Genomic DNA, 18,651 nt, shown 5'->3' with positions numbered 1-18,651 from the left:
GGCTGGGGTCATTTTCTTGGACAATCGGCATTGACCCTGCCGCGCGGCCCCCATAGTTTTCCGCGACGCGGCAAACCCCTTCGGGCCGGCCGCGCCGTGTCTTACAGATGGAGAATGGGCATGTCCCGACAAATGACCGGTGCAAGGATGGTTATCGAGGCTCTGCGCGATCAGGGCGTCGACACCGTATTCGGCTATCCGGGCGGGGCGGTGCTACCCATCTATGACGAGATCTTCCAGCAGAACGACATCAAGCACATCCTGGTCCGCCACGAACAGGGCGCCGTCCACATGGCCGAAGGCTATGCGCGTTCCACCGGCAAGCCGGGGGTGGTTCTGGTCACCTCGGGGCCGGGCGCGACCAATGCCGTCACCGGACTGACCGATGCGCTGATGGATTCGATCCCGCTGGTCGTGCTGACCGGCCAGGTCCCGACCTTCCTGATCGGCACCGACGGTTTCCAGGAGGCCGATACCATCGGCATCACCCGCCCCTGCACCAAGCACAACTGGCTGGTGAAAGAGACCGATCAGCTGGCGGCGACCATCCACAAGGCGTTTCACATCGCCACCTCGGGCCGGCCGGGGCCGGTGCTGATCGACATTCCCAAGGACGTGCAATTCGCCACCGGCGACTATGTCGGCCCGAAACAGATCGAGACGCCCAGCTACCAGCCGGCGAAGAAGGGCGACCTGGCCACCATCACCCGGCTGGTCGAGCTGATGGAGACGGCCGAGCGGCCGATCCTCTATACCGGCGGCGGCGTCATCAACTCGGGCACCGGCGCCAGCCAGCTCTTGCGCGAACTGGCCGAGGCGACCGGCTTTCCGGTGACCTCGACGCTGATGGGGCTTGGCGCCTATCCGGCCTCGGGCGGGAAATGGATCGGCATGCTGGGCATGCACGGACTTTACGAGGCCAACATGGCCATGCACGACTGCGACCTGATGATCGCGGTCGGGGCCCGCTTCGACGACCGCATCACCGGCCGGGTGGCGGATTTCAGCCCCGGCTCGGTCAAGGCGCAGATCGACATCGACCCGAGCTCGATCAACAAGGTGATCCGGGTGGACCTGCCCATCGTCGGCGACGTCGGCCATGTGCTCGAGGACATGCTGAAGATCTGGAAGGCGCGCGGCCGCAAGACCAATGCCGAGGGCGTGCGGAAATGGTGGGTGCAGATCGAGCAGTGGAAGGCGAAGAACTGCCTTGGCTATCGCGGCTCGGACAAGGTGATCAAGCCGCAATACGCCCTGCAGCGGCTGCAGGCGCTGACCGCGGCCAGGAAGCCCTATATCACCACCGAGGTCGGCCAGCACCAGATGTGGGCGGCGCAGTTCCTGCATTTCGACGACCCGAACCACTGGATGACCTCCGGGGGCTTGGGGACGATGGGCTATGGCCTGCCGGCCTCGATCGGGGCGCAGGTCGCGCATCCCGAGGCGCTGGTGATCAACGTGGCGGGCGAGGCCAGCTGGCTGATGAACATGCAGGAGATGGGGACGGCGGTGCAGTTCCGCGCCCCGGTCAAGCAATTCATCCTGAACAATGAACGGCTTGGCATGGTCCGGCAATGGCAGCAGCTGTTGCATGGCGAGCGCTACAGCCAGAGCTGGTCGGAAAGCCTGCCCGACTTCGTGAAACTGGCCGAGGCCTTTGGCTGCAAGGGGCGCACCGTCTCGGATCCGGCCGATCTGGACGCCGCCATCCAGGAGATGATCGACTATGACGGGCCCTTCATCCTGGACGTGCTGGTCGAGAAGCACGAGAACTGCTTCCCGATGATCCCCTCGGGCAAGCCGCATAACGAGATGCTCCTGGGCGAGGCCGCGACCGAGGGCGCCATCACCGGCGCCGGCGCGGCCCTGGTCTGAGTTTTAGGAAAGCGAGAAGAACATGGCGGCACTGAATATCCAGAAGGGCGCATCCAGCCATTCGGCCTATGACCTGCGCGACCCCAACGCCGAGATCATCGAATCGCACACGCTGGCGGTCCTGGTGGAAAACGAGCCAGGCGTGCTGGCGCGGGTCATCGGCCTGTTCTCGGGCCGGGGCTACAACATCGACAGCCTGACCGTGGCCGAGGTCGATCACCTGGGCCACCGCTCGCGCATCACCATCGTGACGCGCGGCACGCCGGCGGTGATCGAGCAGATCAAGGCGCAGCTTGGCCGCATCGTGCCGGTGCATGACGTGCACGACCTGACCGTCGAGGGCCGCAGCGTCGAGCGGGAACTGGGTCTGTTCAAGGTGGCGGGCAAGGGCGAGAAGCGCGTCGAGGCGCTGCGCATTGCCGAGATCTTTCGCGCCAGCGTGGTCGATTCGACGCTGGAAAGCTTTGTCTTCGAGATCACCGGCACGTCCGAGAAACTGGACGCCTTCGCCGAGCTGATGCGGCCGCTGGGCCTGTCCGACCAGGCCCGCACCGGGGTCGCCGCGCTGGCGCGCGGCGCCTGATTCGCCTTAGCGGGCGGCCGCGATTTTCAGCGGCCGCTCGTGCAATCCCGAATCGGGGTTCGAGATCACCCGCAGCACCGGGCGCGGCATTTCGGGCTTTTCGCCGATCCCCCGCAGCAGGCTTGGCAATTCCGAACGCTTGTTGCCCGAGACGAGGCTCACGCTGCGCGCGTGGCGCAGATCCTTGATCGTCTCGATCTCAAGTTCGACCAGATCGCCCGCTTCGGGCCAATCGCCGGGAAAAACCAGGCTTTCTTGTCCCTGAAGATAAGCCAAGGCGCCATGATCCTCGCACCAGATCACCGCTTTTTCCTTGGCGGGACTGCTCCACAGAATAACCCCGATCATAAAAGCTCCTAAAAACCCGAACCGCTCGTGACCATGAACGGCGCACAACCCAGAACGGAAACTATCGGCAGTTTCTCGCCTATGAAAGCGAATTTTTGCTCGGAACGCGACGTCCCTAGGCAAAATTACCGATCAGACTCCGGGAGCAGCGGCACAACCGCAAGAATGTTGCAGGTTTCGTTAACCTGTCGTTTTCGGCAATCACGGTCCGGTGATGCGGGAATGTCACAAGCGACGGAATTATCGCACCCGCCCGGCGCGATAGTCGCCCACCGCCCGCGCAACCTGCGCCATGCGCGAGACGTTCGAGGGATGCGTGCCCATGATCTTGTCGCCCGGGTCGGGAATGCGGGCGAAGAACTGCGCCCCGTGCTGCGGATCGAAGCCGGCATTCAGCGTGATGATGGCGCCCAGGTAGTCGGCCTCGAGCTCCCAGTCCTTGGAATAGTAGCGGGCGCCGAACTGGGCGCCGAAATCCTGCGCCGACTTCACCGCATCGGCATTGCCGCCATAGGCGCTGGCCAGCCCTCCCAGGATCACCGCGCCCATGGTGGCGGCGCTGCTCTTGCGGTTGATGTGGCCCAGGATGTGGTGGCTGGCCTCATGCCCGACGACGAAGGCCAGCTCGTCGGCATTGCGCGCTTCGCCGATCAGGGCCAGGGTAAAGCCGATCACCGGGCGTCCGGTCGCGTCCACGGTCTGGAATGCGTTCGGCTCCAGCCCCGGGCGGTCGTCGACGACGAATTGGAAATCACAGCTGATCGGCTGCTTGCGGCGCGCCACGCATTCGCGTTCCACCGCCGGCTCCATCCGGTTGATGACCGCGATGAAGGCCCGGGCCGAGGCGCGGGCCCCGGCCGGCGTGTCCGGCGCCGGCGCGGCCAGTTCGGGCAGCGGCCGTGTCGCGCCCGCCCCCGGCTGCGGCACGGGCGCCGCGACGCAGCCCGCCAGGACCAGCAGAATCGCCGCCGCCGCTTGCCAGGTTCTGCCCATCTGCCGCCTCATGCCGTGCTTGTCCTTTTTTGCCACTCTAGCCGCCCGCCCGTGACGGCGCCAAGCCCCGCTCTTGCCCCTGCAGCGTTATCACGCAATTGTTGAGGAAAGCTGAACCGGAAAGGCCCGCATGTTCACCATCGAGCACGATTTCGACGCCACCGTCATCACCCTGATCGACGAATTGCCCGAGGGCGAGGCCGGCGCACGGCCGCTGAACGAGGATGTGGTGATCCAGAGCTTCGACGACCGGGTGGTGATCGAGCAATACGACCCCGACACCGGCGAGCTTTCGCAGATCCTGCTGACCATCGAGCAGCTCGAGGAATTGCGCGCCGCGCTGAACCTGCCCGAGGGCAACTATCGGCTGGAGCGGCGCTAATCCAGCCGGAAGAGCTTGTCGCGCGAGCTGGCGCCGCGCAGCAGCGCCAGCCGCGTCTTGGCGACGCCCAGGGCCTTCGCCAGCAGCTTGACCACGGCGGCATTGGCCTTGCCGTCCTCGGGCACGACGGTCACCAGAACACGGATCGTCTCGCCGTCCAGCAGCACCGCATTGCGCGAGGCGCGCGGCGTGACCCGCACGGCGATTTCGGCCCCGGGCCGGGCAAGATGGCGCAGATCGGTCATGAGCCTTATCAAGCGCCGCGCGGCGAAAAAGGCAATCCCGACTGGCGCCGGCCGGCCTGCGTGGCTATCTGAAGGACAAAAGCGCGCACCGGAGACCCGCCATGCAGCACACCGACCCCGCCACCCTGGCCTTTCTGCGCCAGCGCCGCTCGCACCCGCCGAAGCTGCTGACCGGCCCCGCGCCGGACCGCCACGAGTTGATGACCCTGCTGGAGCTTGCCGCGCGCGTCCCCGACCACGGCAAGCTGGAGCCCTGGCGCTTCGTGGTGCTGGAACGCGCCACGCTGGACCGGCTGGCGCCGCTGCTGGCCCAGCAGGTCGCGACCCAGGGGGGTGACGCGGCGGCGGCGGAAAAGGCGCGCTCGGCCTTTGCGTCGCCGGTGATCGTCGCGGTGGTCTCGGCGCCGGTCGACAGCCCCAAGGTGCCGGAATGGGAGCAGTTCCTTTCGGCCGGGGCGGTCTGCCTGGAGCTGCTGAACGCGGCGCTGGCCGCGGGCTATGGCGCGGCCTGGCTGACCGGACCGGCGGCCGAGCCCGACTTCGCCCGCGCGCATCTGGGGCTCGGCGCGCATGAGCGCATCGTCGGCCTGATCCACATCGGCCAGCGCGGCGCCACGCCCCCCGACCGGCCGCGCCCCGACGTGGCGGCCAAGACGACGTTCCTGTGATGGTGCTCAAGGCGCTGTTCCTGGCCTGGGGCGATCTCGCGCGCCCGCGCATCTTCGGCGTGGTGGCGCTTGGCGTCGGGCTGACGCTGCTCTTGTTCGTGGCGCTGCAGGCGCTGATCTTCTGGGCCGCCGGCCATTTCGCGCCCGAGAGCCTGACCCTGCCCTGGATCGGCGCCGTGCCGCTGGCGCCCGCGCTGTCCTGGAGCTCGCTGCTGCTGTTCCCGCTGCTGAGCATCTTCCTGATGGCGCCGGTCGCGGCCGGCTTCTCGGGGCTGTTCGCCGAGCGGGTCTCGGAGGCGGTCGAAGAGATCCATTATCCCGCCAGCAAGGGCCTGCCGGTGGATTTCTGGGACGGGCTCTGGGAATCGCTGGCGGTGATGGGGGCGGTGATCCTGGTCACGCTGGTCACGCTGCTGCTGACGCCCTTCCTGGGGCCGCTTGCCTCGCTGCTGTTCTATGGCGGCAACGGCTGGCTTCTGGGGCGCGAGTTCTTCCAGATGGCCGCCCGGCGCCACCTGCACGAGCCGCAGGCGACCGAACTGCGCCGCAGCCTGTCGGTGCAGGCCACGGCGCTGGGGGTGCTGATCGCGCTTCTGCTGACGGTGCCGGTGCTGAACGTGGTGGTGCCGGTGCTGGCGGCGGCGGGCTTCACCCACCTTTACCACATCAGCGCGTCCAGGCCTCGAGATCGGCGCGGGTGATGATGCCGCCGATGATGACATAGGCGATCACGCCCCAGATCAGCGCCGCGATCAGCGTGGCCCAGATCAGCTTTTTCTTCAGCTTGGGCTCATGCGGCGCGCCGGCCGGCGTGCCGGGCGTCACCTGCCCCACGTCGGCCTGGCTTTTCTGGCCGATCGGCAGCAGCACGAACAGCACCAGGAACCACAGCACCGAATAAAGGACGATGCCGCCGGTCAGGCTCATCAGACCTGCTCCAGTTCGATCAGGCAGCCGTTGAAATCCTTGGGATGCAGGAACAGCACCGGCTTGCCATGGGCGCCGATCTTGGGCTCGCCATTGCCCAGCACGCGGGCGCCTTCGGATTTCAGCTTGTCGCGCGCGGCCAGGATGTCCTCGACCTCGAAGCACATGTGATGGATGCCACCCGAGGGGTTCTTGTCCAGGAAGCCCTTGATCGGGCTGTCCTCGCCCAAGGGATAGAGCAGTTCGATCTTGGTGTTCGGCAGTTCGATGAAGACCACGGTCACGCCATGGTCGGGCTCGTCCTGCGGCGCGCCGACCCTGGCGCCCAGGCTGTTTTCGTATTGCGCGGCCGCGGCGGCAAGGTCCGGCACGGCAATGGCGACATGGTTCAGGCGTCCGATCATCTGGTCCTCCGTCGTTTCCCGCCCTTCTAGGCCGGACCGGCGACAGGGGAAAGGAAAACACGCGGGCGTTAACGCCTTCTTAGGAGAATCGCGCAATCCTGAAGCTGGAAGATGATTCTCGGTAAGGATTTTAGCGATGACGGAACAGGACAGAATCGGTGAGGAAGAATTCCCCACCTGGCGGGTCACCCTGCCCAACCGCCCGCTGACCGGCCTGACGGTGCTGGTGGTCGAGGATTCGCGTATCGCCTCCGAGGCGGTGCGTCTGCTGTGCCTGCGCTCCGGCGCACGCATCCGTCGGGCCGACAGCATCCGCGCGGCCCTGCGGCATCTCCAGACCTACCGGCCCGGCGCGGTCATCATCGACATGGGCCTGCCCGACGGCAACGGCGCCGACATGATCCGCGCCATCGCCGGCGCGCTGCCGCGCGTCCCGGTGATCCTGGGCATCTCGGGCGATCCCGACAATCGCGAGGCCGCGATGCAGGCCGGGGCCGACGGCTTCCTGGTCAAGCCGATCGAAAGCCTGGCGGTGTTCCAGCAGGCGATCCTGTCGGCCCTGCCGCTCGAGGCGCGGCCGCAGGGGCTGCGGCTTCTGCCCGACGACGTGATCGCCGCCGATCCGGTGGCGTTGCGCGCCGATCTCAGCCATGCCGCCGACGCCCTGTCGCAGGCCGACGATACCGAGGCGATCGAGTATATCGCCCGTTTCCTGGCCGGCGTGGCGCGCTCGGCCCATGACCGCATGCTCGAGGACGCGGCAACGGCACTGGCGCGCGACCATGCCGAGGGCCGGGCGCTGGCGATGGACCTGGCGCGGATCAGCGGGCTGGTGCAGGACCGGCTGGCGGCGGTCCGCATCTGAAGGGCCGGGCGGCCCGTCGTCCGACGCGGCCTTCGCCTGCCGAAGCCGGCAGCTGTCGGCCAAGGCGCGGATCGGAAGGAGCCAGGACCCCAACCGGGCGCATGGATATGTCGCAGTCGGCTACTGACGGTTTGGCGCCAGCTGGAGGCCCTTCGCTTCTGCGGTATCGCCATAGCTCTTGCGCCCTGAACCGGGCGCATCCCGTCAACAGCAGGTCTTGACCGCATGGCGGCCCCGTCCGCGCGGTCGGCGGGAACTGCCCTTGGTGCCGCCGAAGGGGACATGGTAGCGACGCCCGCGGTCGTCAGGTCCGCCATCGCCCCACCCGCGCCTGCGCGCGCAACCCGCACCTGGCGCAGCGATGCGGCTCCGCTGCCGGATCAGCCGGCCGCGACGGGCTTCGTGAACAGGATCCATTCGCTTGCATCCACCTCCCAGTCGTCCTTGACGACCGGACGGCGGGCGATCTCGCGGTAGCCCTTCGCCGTATAAAGACGCAGCGCATCCCGGTGCGTGTCCTCGGCGATCAGGCTGATGCTGGCGTGACCGGCCGCGGCGGCGACGGTTTCGGCATGCACCAGCAAGGCGCTGCCCAATCCCCTGCCGCGAAAACCCTCGTAGGTGGCCAGGACGTTCAGATACCACGACCCCGGCGCCAAGGCCTCGAGTTCCAGCAGCGGCACGAAGAGCGGCGGCGTGTCCGGGTCGATCGGCCCGGGCGTCGCCTCGGCGGCATAGCCCAGCAGGCAGGCGGCCACGGCGCCGTCGATCTCGGCCAGCCAGGCGTTGCGATAGGAAAAGTTCCCCGTCTCGCGCGCCGCGCGCTCTTGCCCCAGCGCCCAGGCGTCGCCCTCGGGGCCGACCGTCTTGCGCCAGAAATGCAGCGGCAGGTCGTCCGCCGCCATGTTGATGAAGCGCACCAGATCGGCGGCATCCGATGCCCTTGCCTTGCGGATCTCCATGCCCCTGTCCTGTCCCTTGCCCGCGCCCTGGGCGCCCGCCCTTCTTTGCCGGTTCGGCGCCCGTTCGCCAAGCCCCTTCGGCCCCATCCGATCATCCCGCTTGCGCGCCGGGCGGGGGCCGCCTACCAAAGGCTTTGACCCAAGGCGCGCCTCAGGAGGAGAGACATGAGCGACACGGTTTTCCGCTTCCCCGAACCCGGCCCCGAGCCCATCACCACCGACCTGGAGGGCTGGACCAAGGTCGAAGGCAACCCGAGCATGCGCTATTGGGTGCAGCACACGGCGGCCGATGGCAGCGTGATCTCGGGCACCTGGGAATCGACGACCGGCACCTGGCACGCAAGCTACCAGTCCTACGAATTCGTCCACCTGATCGAGGGCCGCATCACCATCACCCCCGAAGGCGGCGAGCCCGTCACGCTGACGCCCGGCGACGCCTTCGTGGTCGAGCCGACCTTCAAGGGCACCTGGGTCGTCGAGGAGCCGGTGCGCAAGCATTTCGCGATCAAGCTGAAATAGGCTGCGCCGCCGCGACGGGCCTTTCGGGATAGCCCCAGATGACCACCGCCGACCTGATCCTGACCCATGCCCGCGTCCTGACCATGGACCCGGACCGCCCCCGCGCCGAGGCCGTGGCCCTGGCCGGCGAGCACATCCTCGCGGTGGGCAACGCGGCCGAGATCGCGGCCCTGGCCGGGCCGGGGACGCGGATCATCGACGCCGGCGGGCGGACGCTGCTGCCGGGTTTCTTCGAGGGGCATGTGCATGTCGGGCTTGGCGGTGCCGACCTGACGCATCTGCACATCGGCCATCTGCACGGGGCCGAGGCGGTCGGCGCCGCCTTCCGCGACTTCGCCGCCGCGAACCCCGACGCGGCCCTGCTGATGGCGCAAGAGGCGCATTACGGCATCCTGGGCCAGCCCGCCACGCGTCACGATCTCGACGCGATGATCGCCGACCGGCCTATCGCGATGATGTCGCCCGACCTGCACACGGTCTGGGCCAACACCGCCGCGCTGCAGGCCGCCGGGCTGCTGCATGGCGCCCCGATGCCGCATGGCCACGAGGTCGTCCTGGGCGCGGACGGGCTTGCCACCGGCGAGCTGCGCGAGTTCGAGGCCTTCGGTCCGCTGATCGCCCATGCCGGCGAGGGGCGCATCAACCTGGGCATCGCCACGGGCGAGGAACCCGATCCCGCGCCCACGGCGGCCGAGCGCGCCGCCGACAAGGCGCTGCTGCTCAAGGGAATGCAGCATTGCGCCGCGCATGGCGTGACCAGCCTGGTGAACATGGACGGCAACCGCTACACGCTGGAGTTGCTGGCCGAGATGCGGGCCGAAGGCCGCCTGCCTCTACGGGTGAAGGTGCCGTTCCATTTCAAGCCGCATATGGGGATCGAGGCGCTGGACCGCGCATCGCGCATGGCGGCGGATTTCGACGGTGACTGGATCAGCTCGGGCTTCGTCAAGATGTTCATGGACGGGGTGATCGACAGCCGCACCGCCTATCTGCTGCAGGACTACCCCGACCAGCCCGGCCACCGCTCCGCGCCGCTGTTCTCGCCCGAGCGTTTCGACCGGGTCGCGACCGAGATCGACCGGCGCGGCTTGCAGATCGCCGTTCATGCCATTGGCGACGGCGCGGTGCGGGTGGTGATCGACGGCTATCAGGCGGCCCGCGCCGCCAACGGCCCGCGCGACAGCCGCCACCGCATCGAGCATATCGAGCTGATCGACCCGGCGGACGTGCCCCGGCTGGGGGCCCTTGGCATCACGGCCAGCCTGCAGCCGCCGCATGCGCCCGGCGCGATGGATTTCCCGCAGGAGCCGACGCTGTCGCGGATCGGCGCGGCGCGTTGGGCGGATGCCTATCTGTGCCGCAGCCTGGCCGAGGCGGGTGCCGCCATCGCCTTTTCCAGCGACTGGCCGGTGGCCGACGTCTCGGTGCTGCGCGGCATTGCCGCGGCCCTGACGCGCAGGCCCTATGACGGCGCCCGCGACGAGCGGCTGTCCCTGATGCAGGTGCTGCACGCCTATACGGCGGGCGGCGCCTGGGCCGCGCACCGCGACCACGTCACGGGAACGCTGCGCCCCGGGCTGGCCGCCGACCTGGTGATGCTGGGCGGCGATATCGAGGCCACGGACCCGGCCGCGATCCCCGGTCTGGGCGTCGCCCTGACGATCTGCGGCGGCCGCATCATCCATGATGCCGGCATAGCGGGCTGAAGGCACGCAGAGACCCGGCGCGGTTGCCGACCGGGGCGATGCATCGCCCCTCGCTCAGTCCAGCGTCTGCCGGAACCTCAGCAGCGCGACCAGCATCAGCGTGATCGCGAAGAGTGCAAGCGCGGCGAGGGGCTGCGCCACGGCCTCGTAGCCCGCGCCCTTCAGCATGACCGCCCGGATGAAGCGCAGGAAATGCGTGAGCGGAAAGATCTCGCCCAAGGCCCGCGCCCAGCCGGGCATGCCGCGAAAGGGGAACATGAAGCCCGACAGCATGATGGAGGGCAGGAAAAAGAAGAAGGTCAGCTGCATCGCCTGCATCTGCGTCCGCGCCGCGGTCGAAATGAGATAGCCCAGGACCAGAAGCGCCATCACGAAGATCAGGATGCCGCCCAGAAGCAAGGCCCAGCGAGCCGACGAAAGGCACATGGAACAGCGCCCGCGCCGCGACCAGGACCACCAGCACCTGCACCGCGCTGACGCCAAGATAGGGCAGCATCTTGCCCAGCATGATCTCGAGCGGCGTCGCCGGCATCGACAGCAGGTTCTCCATCGTGCCGCGCTCGATCTCGCGGGTCAGGGCCATGGCCGTCATCATCACCATGGTCAGTTGCAGGATGACGCCCAGCAGGCCCGGCACGATGTTATAGGCGGTGATGCCTTCGGGGTTGTAGCGCCGATGCACCAGAACCTGCAGCTGCGTGTCGCGGGCAGCGCCCGCCTGCGCCTCGGTGCCAAGCTCGCGTTGCAGGGCCTCGGCCGCGACGGTGCCAAGCGTCGAGACGGCGCCCGAGGCGACGGCGGGGTCCGTCGCATCGGCTTCGATCAGCATGACGGGGTGGTCGCCGCGCAGCACCCGCCGCCCGAAATCCGACGGCAGGGTCACGACGAAGGACACCGCGCCCCGGGCCAGCAGCCGCTCGGCCTCGGCCGCCGAGACGCCGGGCGAGGTGAAGCGGTAATAGTCGGTCAGTTCCAGCGCGGTGACGATGGCGCGGCTGAAGCGGTCCTGCACCGGCGCAACCAGCGCCGCGGGAAGCTGCTTCGGGTCCGAATTGATCGCAAAGCCGAAAAGCAGAAGCTGCATCAGCGGCACGCCCAGCATCATCGCGAAGGTGATCCGGTCGCGCCGCAGCTGGATCACCTCCTTCCTCAGCAGCGCGAAGAGCCGCGTCAGCGAAAAGAACCGGCTCATCGCAGGCTGTCCTCGGAAGCCGCCATGAGCTGGATGAACACGTCCTCCAGCATGGTTTCGGCGGGGTGCATCGTGGTGCCGGTCTCGCGCGCCACCGCCTCGGCCGATTGCCGCAGCGCGGCCGCGTCCCGGCCGACGACATGCAGCGTGGTGCCGAAGGAGGCGACCTGCTCGACCCCCGGCCTGCCCTTCAGGCGGCGCGCGGCCTCGGCGGTGTTCGGACCTTCCAGAACCACGGTGGTCAGGCCCGCCCCCGCCACGACATCGGCCACCCTGCCCGCCGCGATCAGCCGGCCATTGGCGATATAGTTGATGCGGTGGCAGCGCTCGGCCTCGTCCATATAATGGGTCGAGACCAGCACCGTCAGCCCCTCGGCCGAGCGGGCGTGGATTTCGTCCCAGAACATCCGCCGGGCCAGGGGATCGACGCCGGCGGTGGGCTCGTCCAGCATCAGAAGCCGCGGCCGGTGCATGATGCAGGCCGCCAGCGCCAGCCGCTGCTTCCAGCCGCCCGAAAGCGAACCGGCCAGCTGGTGGCGGCGGCCGGACAGCCCCAGATCCTCGAGCGTATCGCGCACGATCCGCCGCGCCGGGGTCAGGCCGTAAAGACCGGCGACGAAGGACAGGTTCTCCTCGATGGTCAGATCCTCGTAGAAGGAAAAGCGCTGCGTCATGTAGCCGACCTCGCGCTTGATCCGCCGTCCCTGGCGCCGGATGTCGAAGCCCAGCACGCGACCCTCGCCCGCGTCGGGGGTCAGAAGGCCGCACATCATGCGGATGGTCGTCGTCTTGCCCGAGCCGTTCGGCCCCAGGAAGCCCGCGATCTCGCCGCGCTCGACCCGCAGCGATACGCCATCGACGACGCGGCGGTTGCCGAAGATCTTCACCAGGCCGGTGACGGCGATGGCGGGCTCTTCGGTCATTCCGCCGCCCCGGGCAGCAGGACATCGACGATCTGTCCCGGCTTGAGACCGGGGCTCGCGCCCGTCGGGCGGGCCTCGACAAGGTAGACGAGCTTTTGCCGGTTCTCGAGCGAATAGATCACCGGCGGCGTGAATTCCGGGGCATCGGCGACATAGGTGACCGTCGCCGCCAGCCCGTCCGGGCAGCCGTCGCAGCGGACGGAAAGGGCCGAGCCGACCGCGATCGCCGCCGCATTCCGGGCGGGCATGTAGAGCCGCAGCTTCACCGCACCGTCCGGCAGGAAGGACAGCACCGGCTGCGCCGGTCCCGCGATCTCGCCCGCCGTGCGGATGATGTCGTAGACGGTCCCGGTGGCGGGGGCCGCCAGGCTGCGCTTCGACAGCGCCCAGACGGCCCGGTCGCGTTCCGCCCTTGCGGCGGCACGGCGCGCTTCGGCGGCGGCTATGGCATGCGGGCGGGCCGGCAGCCTTGCCACCGCCAGATCCGCCTCGATCTCGGCCACCCGCGCCGCGGCGATCTCGGCGGCGGTCGCGGCATCCTCGCGCTGCGTCTGGGTGGCGCTGCCCTTCTCCGCCAGGCTGGACAGCCGGATGGCCGTCCGCCTGGCTTCCGCGGCTTGCGCGCGCGCCGAGACCAGAGCGGCTTCGATCACCGCGATCTCCTCGGGGCGCTTGCCAAGGCGCAGGTCGGCAAGCTCCGCCTCGGCGCGGGCCAGGTTCGCCTCGGCCTCGGCAAGGGCGATCTTCGCGGCCGCCCGGTCCAGTTCCACCAGCGGGGCGCCCGCCTCGAGATGGTCCCCCCGAGCGACGAGCAGCGTGGCGATCTCGACCGTCTCGACCGGGGCGACCAGGACGTATTCCCCCTCGACATAGCCGGTGGCAAAGGGCAGCGGCGGCGCACAGGTGGCAAACAGCGCCGACAACAGCGGGACCGAGCAGACCGTCAGGCTCATCGCGGTTCCCCCTGTGTCAGAAGCCGCAGGTTTTCGGCAATCACATCGCCGATCCGGCCTGCCTCGCTCGGGCCGATGGTCGGCCAGCCCATCCTGCGCATGACGATCTCGCGGCCGAGCCGGAAATACAGCACCTGGCCGATCATGGCGAAGACCGAGAGCTTCACCGCCTCGCTGTCGGGGTCCGCGCCGCTGGCGATCGCCCAGAGCTCGGAAAGCTCTGCGTGTTTCGGGCCGATGAAGCAGTCATGGATCAGCTCGGTGGCAGCCCCGCCGCGGCTGAGTTCCGTCAGCGCGAAATTCACCATCGGCCCGGCCTCGGGGGCGCTGCCGATGAAGGCCGCAACGCCGCGCAGGATGGTCTGCAGGCGCCGAAGCGCCGCTGCCGGGGTCAGCCCCGCCGAGGATCGCGGCGCCCCCGCGACCGCCATCAACCGCCGCGCCACTTCGCCCACGACGGCGCGGCGCAGGCCGTCCTTGCCGCCGAAATGATAGGCGATCAGTGCCAGGTTCACCCCGGCCTTCGCGGCCAGCTCGCGCGTGGAGGTCGCATCGAATCCCTTCTGGCCGAAAAGCAGCAAGCCTGCCTCGATCAGCGCCTTCTGCGCCCCTTCGGGCGGCTTGTCCGGAATCTCGATCATGGGTAATTATAATCAATCGTTTGATTAAATTCAATCGAGTCGGCTGCCGGATGCGCGGCGCTCATGCCGGGCGCAGTTCTGCGCCGTTCCCACCCATGGGCGCTGGATCACCAGCGGATACCCATCGACGATGTGCGGCCGGGCCGATGCCGCCCTCAGTCCAGCCCCTCGCGGAACTCCGCGATCAGCGCCTTCACCACCGTGACAAGGGCTTCCTCTCGCGTCGCGCCGGCGTTCATGGCCGCGGCATGCACCGCGCGTTGGCGTTCCGCGGAATTGCCCTCTGCCACCAGGGCGCGCAGCCGCGCCGCGGCGGGCTGGCTGTCGAGCGCATCCGCATCCTCGCCGATCAGTTCGAGCCAGTCCTCGGCCATCTCGGCGGCGGGCTTCAGGCGGTTCTCGCCAAAGTCGATCAGCCCTTCGGTCAGCCCGTAGCGGGCGGCCCGCCAGCGGTTCTCGGCCAAGAGGAAATTGTCGTATTGCCGCCAGCGCATGTTTCGCCGCGACAGCCGCCACAGCATGCGCAGGGTCGCCTGGATCAGCGCGGTCAGCGTCAGCGTGTCGTCAAGGCGCGGGCAGGCATCGCAGACCCGGGTTTCCAGCGTCGGGAAGCGCGACGAGGGCCGCAGATCCCACCAGATCTTGCTGCTGTCCTCGATCAGGCCCAGCGAGGTCAGCGCCTCGACCGAGCGTTCGTATTCCCCCCAGCTCGCCAGCCGCGGCGGCAGCCCGGTGCGGGGATAGCCACCGAAGACGGTGGTGCGATAGGAGGCGAGCCGCGTATCCTCGCCCTGCCAGAACGGGCTGGAGGCGGACAGCGCCAGAAGCTGGGGCAGGAAATACGAGAACTGGTTCATCAGGTCGATGCGCATGCTGTCCTGCGGGATTCCGACATGCACATGCATGCCGCCGATCAGCATGCGCCGCGCCACGCCGCCCATCTCTTGCGACAGCTGATTATAGCGGCTCTTGTCCGTGTGATCCTGGTCGCGCCAGTCGGCGAAGGGATGGCAGGCGACCGAAATCGGCGCCAGACCGAACCCGGACGCCTGATCCGCCACGGTCCGGCGCAGCCGCGTCAGCTGCCGCCGCGCATCCGCGATATCCGTGGCGACCGGCGTCGCGACTTCGATCTGGCAGCGCAGGAATTCCGGGCTGACGTGGTCGCCAAGTTCGCGCCGGCAGGCCTGCATCAGGGCGTCGGGCGCCTCGGCCAGAGCGCCGGTCTCGGCATCGACCAGCAAATATTCCTCCTCGATGCCGAGAGTGAAGTCCATGTCGCAGCCCATGCGGCCCTCCCGGCGGGTCCATTGCAGTTCGCCGGATCAACGCTGCCGGCCGGGCGATGTTCCACGGAACGACCGTCCAACCGGCGTCGAGCCTTGCGAACGGCCCGTCACCGCAGCGGCGGGCGATCAGCCCTGCAGGACCGCGCGACGCGCCGCCGACCAGCGCATCAGCAGGTGATCGACCATCAGTCCCATGAAGGCGACGGCCAGCCCCAGCACCAGCCCCTTGCCGACATCGGTGGCCGAGAGCGCCCGCTGCATCTCCTGGCCCAGGTCCTGCGTGCCGATGAAGGCGGCGATGATGACCATGAACAGCGCGAACATTACCGACTGGTTCAGCCCGACCATCAGCGTCGGCAGGGCCAGGGGCAGGCGCACCGACCAGAGCAGCTGGCGCCGGGTGGCGCCGCTCATCTCGGCGGCCTCGACGGTCTCGGGCGGGACGTTGCGCAGGCCCTCGACGGTATAGCGCACCAGCGGCACGGCGGCAAAGACCACCACCGCCGCGACCACCGCCACGTCGTTGACGCCGAACAGCATCACCACCGGGATCAGGTAGATGAAGCTGGGAAAGGTCTGGAACGTGTCGCAGGCCAGCAGCACCGCCTTGGCCCGGGTCTCGCGCCCGGCGGCCCAGATGCCCAGCGGCAGGCCGATCAGCAGCGCCAGCGCCACCGCCGTGCCGACGGTATAGACGGTGATCATCGCCCGGTCCCACCAGCCCGACAGCGCGATGGGCAGGATGAAGCCCAGGCAGACCAGCGCCGAGCGGGCGCCGCCGATGCGCCAGCCCAGGGCCGCCAGCGCCAGCAGCACGCCGACGAAGGGCAGCCACAGGATCGCGTCGCGCAAGGGGATCAGCACCCGGGTGATCAGGAACCACCGCAGCCCGTCGGTCAGCGGCCGCACCACGCCCAGCAGCATGTCCATCACCGCGTCGATGGGGCCGGCGATGCTGAGCGCCTGGCTGCGCTCGACGACATGGAAATAGGGCACGGCGCGCGCCAGCAGGAACCCGGCCAGCACCAGGCCAAGCCAGACCAGCAGCAGCCGGTGCCGCGCGATCCGACCGGCGCCGGCCTCGGCATGGGCGGGCTGGTGCAGCGCCCAGGCCTTGGACAGCCGGTCCAGCGCCACCGCCAGCAGCACGATGGTGATGCCGATCTCGAAGGACAGGCCGATCTTCAGCGCCTGCAGCAGTTGCAGCAGCTTCTGCCCCAGCCCCGGCATGCCGATGAACGAGGCCAGCACGACCATGGCCAGCGACTGCATGATGACCTGGTTGACGCCGATCAGGATCTCGGTCCGCGCGGCGGGCAGGCGCACCCGCGTCATCACCTGCCAGCGGTTGGCGCCGGCCATCTGCCCGGCCTCGATGATCTCGGGCGCGACGCGGCGCAGGCCCAGCATGGTCATGCGGATCATCGGCGGCACCGAGAAGATGATGGTGACGATGGCGCCCGACTTCGGCCCGACGCCGACAAAGACCACGACCGGGATCATATAGGCGAAATGCGGCAGCGACTGCGCCAGGTTCAGCACCGGGTTCAGCAGCCGCTCGAACCGGGGCCAGCGCCAGCCCATGATGCCAAGGGCCAGCCCCAGCGCCACCGCGACAGGGGTGGCGACGGCGATCACCGACAGCGTCTCCATCGCCCATTTCCACTGGCCCATGACGGCGATCCAGACGAAGGTGCCGCCGGTCAGGGCCGCCAGCCGCCAGCCGCGCAGGGCATAGCCCGCCATGGCCATGGTGGCGGCGACGACGACCCAGGGGATCGGGCCCAGATGCGGCCAGCGCGAGCGGCCGTAAAGCAGGTTCGCCGTGGTATCCAGCGCCGCCTCGACCGCACCGGCAAAGGCGCGGGTGACGTGGATCAGCCCCAGGTCGTCGCGCAGGAAATCGAAGACCGCATTGATCCAGCCGGCAAAGGGCAGGACCAGCCAGTCCGGCGGCCGGACCAGCCCGGCCGGCAGCAGCGGCTTGGCCAGCACCAGGACCAGCGCCAGGCCGGCCAGGATCCAGGCCGCATGCGCCGGGCGCGCCGCCCTTGCCCCGCTCATGGCCGGTCCCCCAGGATCAGGTCGGTCGCCGCCTGCCGGTCGAGCAGCCCGAGCAGGCTGCCGTCCGCCGCCGCGACCGGGATCTGCGGCCGGGGATCGGCCAGGATGGCGCGGGCCATGTCATGCAGCACCGCCTCCCCCGGCAGCGCCGCGCCGTGAACGCCGCCCGCCGCCGGGACCGCCAGCGCCGCCAGCCGCACCACGCGGGCGCGGTCGATCTGAGCGGTGAACTTGGCGACATAGGGCGTCGCCGGCGCCATGACGATGCGATCCGGCGTGTCGCATTGCTCGACGGCGCCGTCCTTCATGATGGCGATGCGGTCGGCCAGCCGCAGCGCCTCGTCGAAGTCATGGGTGATGAAGACGATGGTCTTGTCCAGCGTGCCCTTCAGCCGCAGGAATTCGTCCTGCATCTCGCGCCGGATCAGCGGGTCCAGCGCCGAGAAGGGCTCGTCCAGGAACCAGATCGCCGGCTCGATCGCCAGGCTGCGGGCGATGCCGACGCGCTGCTGCTGGCCGCCCGACAGCTCGCGCGGGAAATGCGCCTCGCGGCCGGTCAGGCCGACCAGCTCCAGCATCTCGCGGGCGCGGGCGATGCGGGCGGCGCGGGGCTGGCCGCGCATCTCCAGCGGAAAGGCCACGTTCTCCAGCACGTTGCGATGCGGCAGCAGGCCGAAGCTCTGGAACACCATGCCCATGCGGCGGCGGCGCAGCTCGATCAGCTGGGTCTCGGTCAGCGTGCCGATATCCTGGCCCTCGACCGCCACCTGGCCGGCCGAGATGTCCAGCAGCCGCGACATGCAGCGCACCAGCGTGGACTTGCCCGAGCCGGACAGGCCCATCACCACCAGCATCTCGCCGCGGGGAATGGTCAGGCTGACGTCGCGCACCGCGGCGACGCAGCCCGCCGCGCGCAACTCTTCGGCCGAGGGATTGCGCGCCAGCAGCGCCGGCATCTGGTCGGGGCGCGGGCCGAACACCTTCCAGACGTTTCGGCAGTCGATCACGGCATCGCGCTGGGTCATGGGGCCTCCGGCGGTGACGGTTCCATCCGGGGCCGTGCCGTGCTGGCCAGGCCGGGGTGACGGCGGGGCGAAGGGCGGGCCCTTGTG

The 18,651-nt window shown here is 68.9% G+C and carries 21 protein-coding genes and 1 pseudogene; 8 read left to right on the top strand and 14 right to left on the bottom strand.

The genetic code is table 11. The features are described 5' to 3' along the window. Window positions 1-120: 120 nt before the first annotated feature. Window positions 121-1,875 (top strand): acetolactate synthase 3 large subunit, encoded by a 1,755-nt coding sequence (locus ASV56_RS15360; RefSeq protein WP_062563341.1) that lies wholly within the window; start codon window positions 121-123, stop codon window positions 1,873-1,875. Window positions 1,876-1,897: 22 nt separating this feature from the next. Next, on the top strand, window positions 1,898-2,458 hold the full coding sequence (gene ilvN / locus ASV56_RS15355; RefSeq protein WP_062562881.1) for an acetolactate synthase small subunit: 561 nt from the start codon (window positions 1,898-1,900) through the stop codon (window positions 2,456-2,458). A 6-nt stretch (window positions 2,459-2,464) separates the two neighbouring features. Here ilvN and ASV56_RS15350 read toward each other — a convergent pair whose 3' ends face one another. Together ASV56_RS15350 and ASV56_RS15345 are read right to left on the bottom strand one after the other, a co-directional pair. After that, window positions 2,465-2,761 carry a hypothetical protein gene (locus tag ASV56_RS15350; RefSeq protein WP_082724863.1) on the bottom strand — a complete coding sequence of 99 codons (297 nt, stop codon included), beginning with the start codon at window positions 2,759-2,761 and terminating at the stop codon, window positions 2,465-2,467. Between the two features lie 285 nt (window positions 2,762-3,046). Next, window positions 3,047-3,799 (bottom strand): M48 family metalloprotease, encoded by a 753-nt coding sequence (locus ASV56_RS15345; protein WP_062563340.1) that lies wholly within the window; start codon window positions 3,797-3,799, stop codon window positions 3,047-3,049. A 130-nt stretch (window positions 3,800-3,929) separates the two neighbouring features. Here ASV56_RS15345 and ASV56_RS15340 point away from each other — a divergent pair, with 130 nt between their 5' ends. Further along, window positions 3,930-4,181, top strand: coding sequence for a hypothetical protein (locus tag ASV56_RS15340; protein WP_062562879.1), 252 nt, complete (start codon window positions 3,930-3,932; stop codon window positions 4,179-4,181). Here ASV56_RS15340 and ASV56_RS15335 read toward each other — a convergent pair. Next, window positions 4,178-4,426, bottom strand: coding sequence for a DUF167 domain-containing protein (locus ASV56_RS15335; RefSeq protein WP_062562878.1), 249 nt, complete (start codon window positions 4,424-4,426; stop codon window positions 4,178-4,180). The two genes, ASV56_RS15340 and ASV56_RS15335, sit on opposite strands and share 4 nt — an antisense overlap. Before the next feature lie 101 nt (window positions 4,427-4,527). Here ASV56_RS15335 and ASV56_RS15330 point away from each other — a divergent pair, with 101 nt between their 5' ends. Together ASV56_RS15330 and ASV56_RS15325 are read left to right on the top strand one after the other, a co-directional pair. Next, complete coding sequence (locus ASV56_RS15330; protein WP_062562877.1) at window positions 4,528-5,094, top strand: nitroreductase family protein; 567 nt, start codon at window positions 4,528-4,530, stop codon at window positions 5,092-5,094. Next, complete coding sequence (locus tag ASV56_RS15325) at window positions 5,094-5,795, top strand: EI24 domain-containing protein (protein ID WP_062562876.1); 702 nt, start codon at window positions 5,094-5,096, stop codon at window positions 5,793-5,795. The genes ASV56_RS15330 and ASV56_RS15325 overlap by 1 nt, the downstream gene beginning before the upstream one ends. Here the strand turns inward: ASV56_RS15325 and ASV56_RS15320 are convergent. After that, window positions 5,761-6,021, bottom strand: a complete 261-nt coding sequence (locus ASV56_RS15320; RefSeq protein ID WP_062562875.1) for a DUF1467 family protein — start codon at window positions 6,019-6,021, stop codon at window positions 5,761-5,763. The two genes, ASV56_RS15325 and ASV56_RS15320, sit on opposite strands and share 35 nt — an antisense overlap. Continuing rightward, window positions 6,021-6,425 carry a methylmalonyl-CoA epimerase gene (gene mce / locus ASV56_RS15315; RefSeq protein ID WP_062562874.1) on the bottom strand — a complete coding sequence of 135 codons (405 nt, stop codon included), beginning with the start codon at window positions 6,423-6,425 and terminating at the stop codon, window positions 6,021-6,023. Before mce ends, ASV56_RS15320 begins: the two co-directional genes overlap by 1 nt. A 136-nt stretch (window positions 6,426-6,561) precedes the next feature. On the opposite strand from mce, the gene ASV56_RS15310 reads away from it, so the two are divergent. Beyond that, the gene (locus ASV56_RS15310; RefSeq protein WP_172823779.1) at window positions 6,562-7,290 is read left to right on the top strand and encodes a response regulator; all 729 of its coding nucleotides are present in this window, start codon (window positions 6,562-6,564) and stop codon (window positions 7,288-7,290) included. Window positions 7,291-7,670: 380 nt separating this feature from the next. On the opposite strand, the gene ASV56_RS15305 is transcribed toward ASV56_RS15310, so the two are convergent. After that, window positions 7,671-8,252: a GNAT family N-acetyltransferase gene (locus tag ASV56_RS15305; protein ID WP_062562873.1), complete on the bottom strand. Its 582-nt coding sequence runs from the start codon at window positions 8,250-8,252 to the stop codon at window positions 7,671-7,673. Between the two features lie 165 nt (window positions 8,253-8,417). On the opposite strand from ASV56_RS15305, the gene ASV56_RS15300 reads away from it, so the two are divergent. Together ASV56_RS15300 and ASV56_RS15295 are read left to right on the top strand one after the other, a co-directional pair. Next, on the top strand, window positions 8,418-8,771 hold the full coding sequence (locus ASV56_RS15300; protein ID WP_062562872.1) for a cupin domain-containing protein: 354 nt from the start codon (window positions 8,418-8,420) through the stop codon (window positions 8,769-8,771). A 38-nt stretch (window positions 8,772-8,809) separates the two neighbouring features. Beyond that, complete coding sequence (locus tag ASV56_RS15295; protein WP_062562871.1) at window positions 8,810-10,477, top strand: amidohydrolase; 1,668 nt, start codon at window positions 8,810-8,812, stop codon at window positions 10,475-10,477. Between the two features lie 54 nt (window positions 10,478-10,531). Here the strand turns inward: ASV56_RS15295 and ASV56_RS24935 are convergent, their stop codons facing one another. The 8 genes and pseudogenes from ASV56_RS24935 to ASV56_RS15260 all read right to left on the bottom strand — a co-directional run bounded on the left by ASV56_RS24935 (window position 10,532) and on the right by ASV56_RS15260 (window position 18,564). After that, window positions 10,532-10,846, bottom strand: a complete 315-nt coding sequence (locus ASV56_RS24935; RefSeq protein ID WP_367577134.1) for an ABC transporter permease — start codon at window positions 10,844-10,846, stop codon at window positions 10,532-10,534. Between the two features lie 103 nt (window positions 10,847-10,949). Further along, a pseudogene (locus ASV56_RS24930) lies at window positions 10,950-11,579 on the bottom strand (ABC transporter permease); the annotation flags it as partial. Between the two features lie 86 nt (window positions 11,580-11,665). Beyond that, window positions 11,666-12,592: an ABC transporter ATP-binding protein gene (locus tag ASV56_RS15285; protein WP_062562870.1), complete on the bottom strand. Its 927-nt coding sequence runs from the start codon at window positions 12,590-12,592 to the stop codon at window positions 11,666-11,668. Next, window positions 12,589-13,545, bottom strand: a complete 957-nt coding sequence (locus ASV56_RS15280; RefSeq protein ID WP_062562869.1) for an HlyD family secretion protein — start codon at window positions 13,543-13,545, stop codon at window positions 12,589-12,591. The genes ASV56_RS15285 and ASV56_RS15280 overlap by 4 nt, the downstream gene beginning before the upstream one ends. Continuing rightward, window positions 13,542-14,186 carry a CerR family C-terminal domain-containing protein gene (locus tag ASV56_RS15275; RefSeq protein ID WP_062562868.1) on the bottom strand — a complete coding sequence of 215 codons (645 nt, stop codon included), beginning with the start codon at window positions 14,184-14,186 and terminating at the stop codon, window positions 13,542-13,544. The genes ASV56_RS15280 and ASV56_RS15275 overlap by 4 nt, the downstream gene beginning before the upstream one ends. Before the next feature lie 155 nt (window positions 14,187-14,341). Then, on the bottom strand, window positions 14,342-15,475 hold the full coding sequence (locus ASV56_RS15270) for a carboxylate-amine ligase (RefSeq protein WP_062562867.1): 1,134 nt from the start codon (window positions 15,473-15,475) through the stop codon (window positions 14,342-14,344). Between the two features lie 126 nt (window positions 15,476-15,601). Continuing rightward, window positions 15,602-17,539, bottom strand: coding sequence for an ABC transporter permease (locus ASV56_RS15265; RefSeq protein WP_062562866.1), 1,938 nt, complete (start codon window positions 17,537-17,539; stop codon window positions 15,602-15,604). Continuing rightward, complete coding sequence (locus tag ASV56_RS15260) at window positions 17,536-18,564, bottom strand: quaternary amine ABC transporter ATP-binding protein (RefSeq protein ID WP_062563338.1); 1,029 nt, start codon at window positions 18,562-18,564, stop codon at window positions 17,536-17,538. Before ASV56_RS15260 ends, ASV56_RS15265 begins: the two co-directional genes overlap by 4 nt. Window positions 18,565-18,651 lie beyond the last annotated feature (87 nt).

The organism is Paracoccus aminovorans, from assembly GCF_001546115.1.
In the GTDB taxonomy this organism is placed as follows: Bacteria; Pseudomonadota; Alphaproteobacteria; order Rhodobacterales; family Rhodobacteraceae; genus Paracoccus; species Paracoccus aminovorans_B.
Note: the sequence above shows the minus strand (reverse complement) of the source record. Positions and strands in the feature narration are given on the sequence as shown.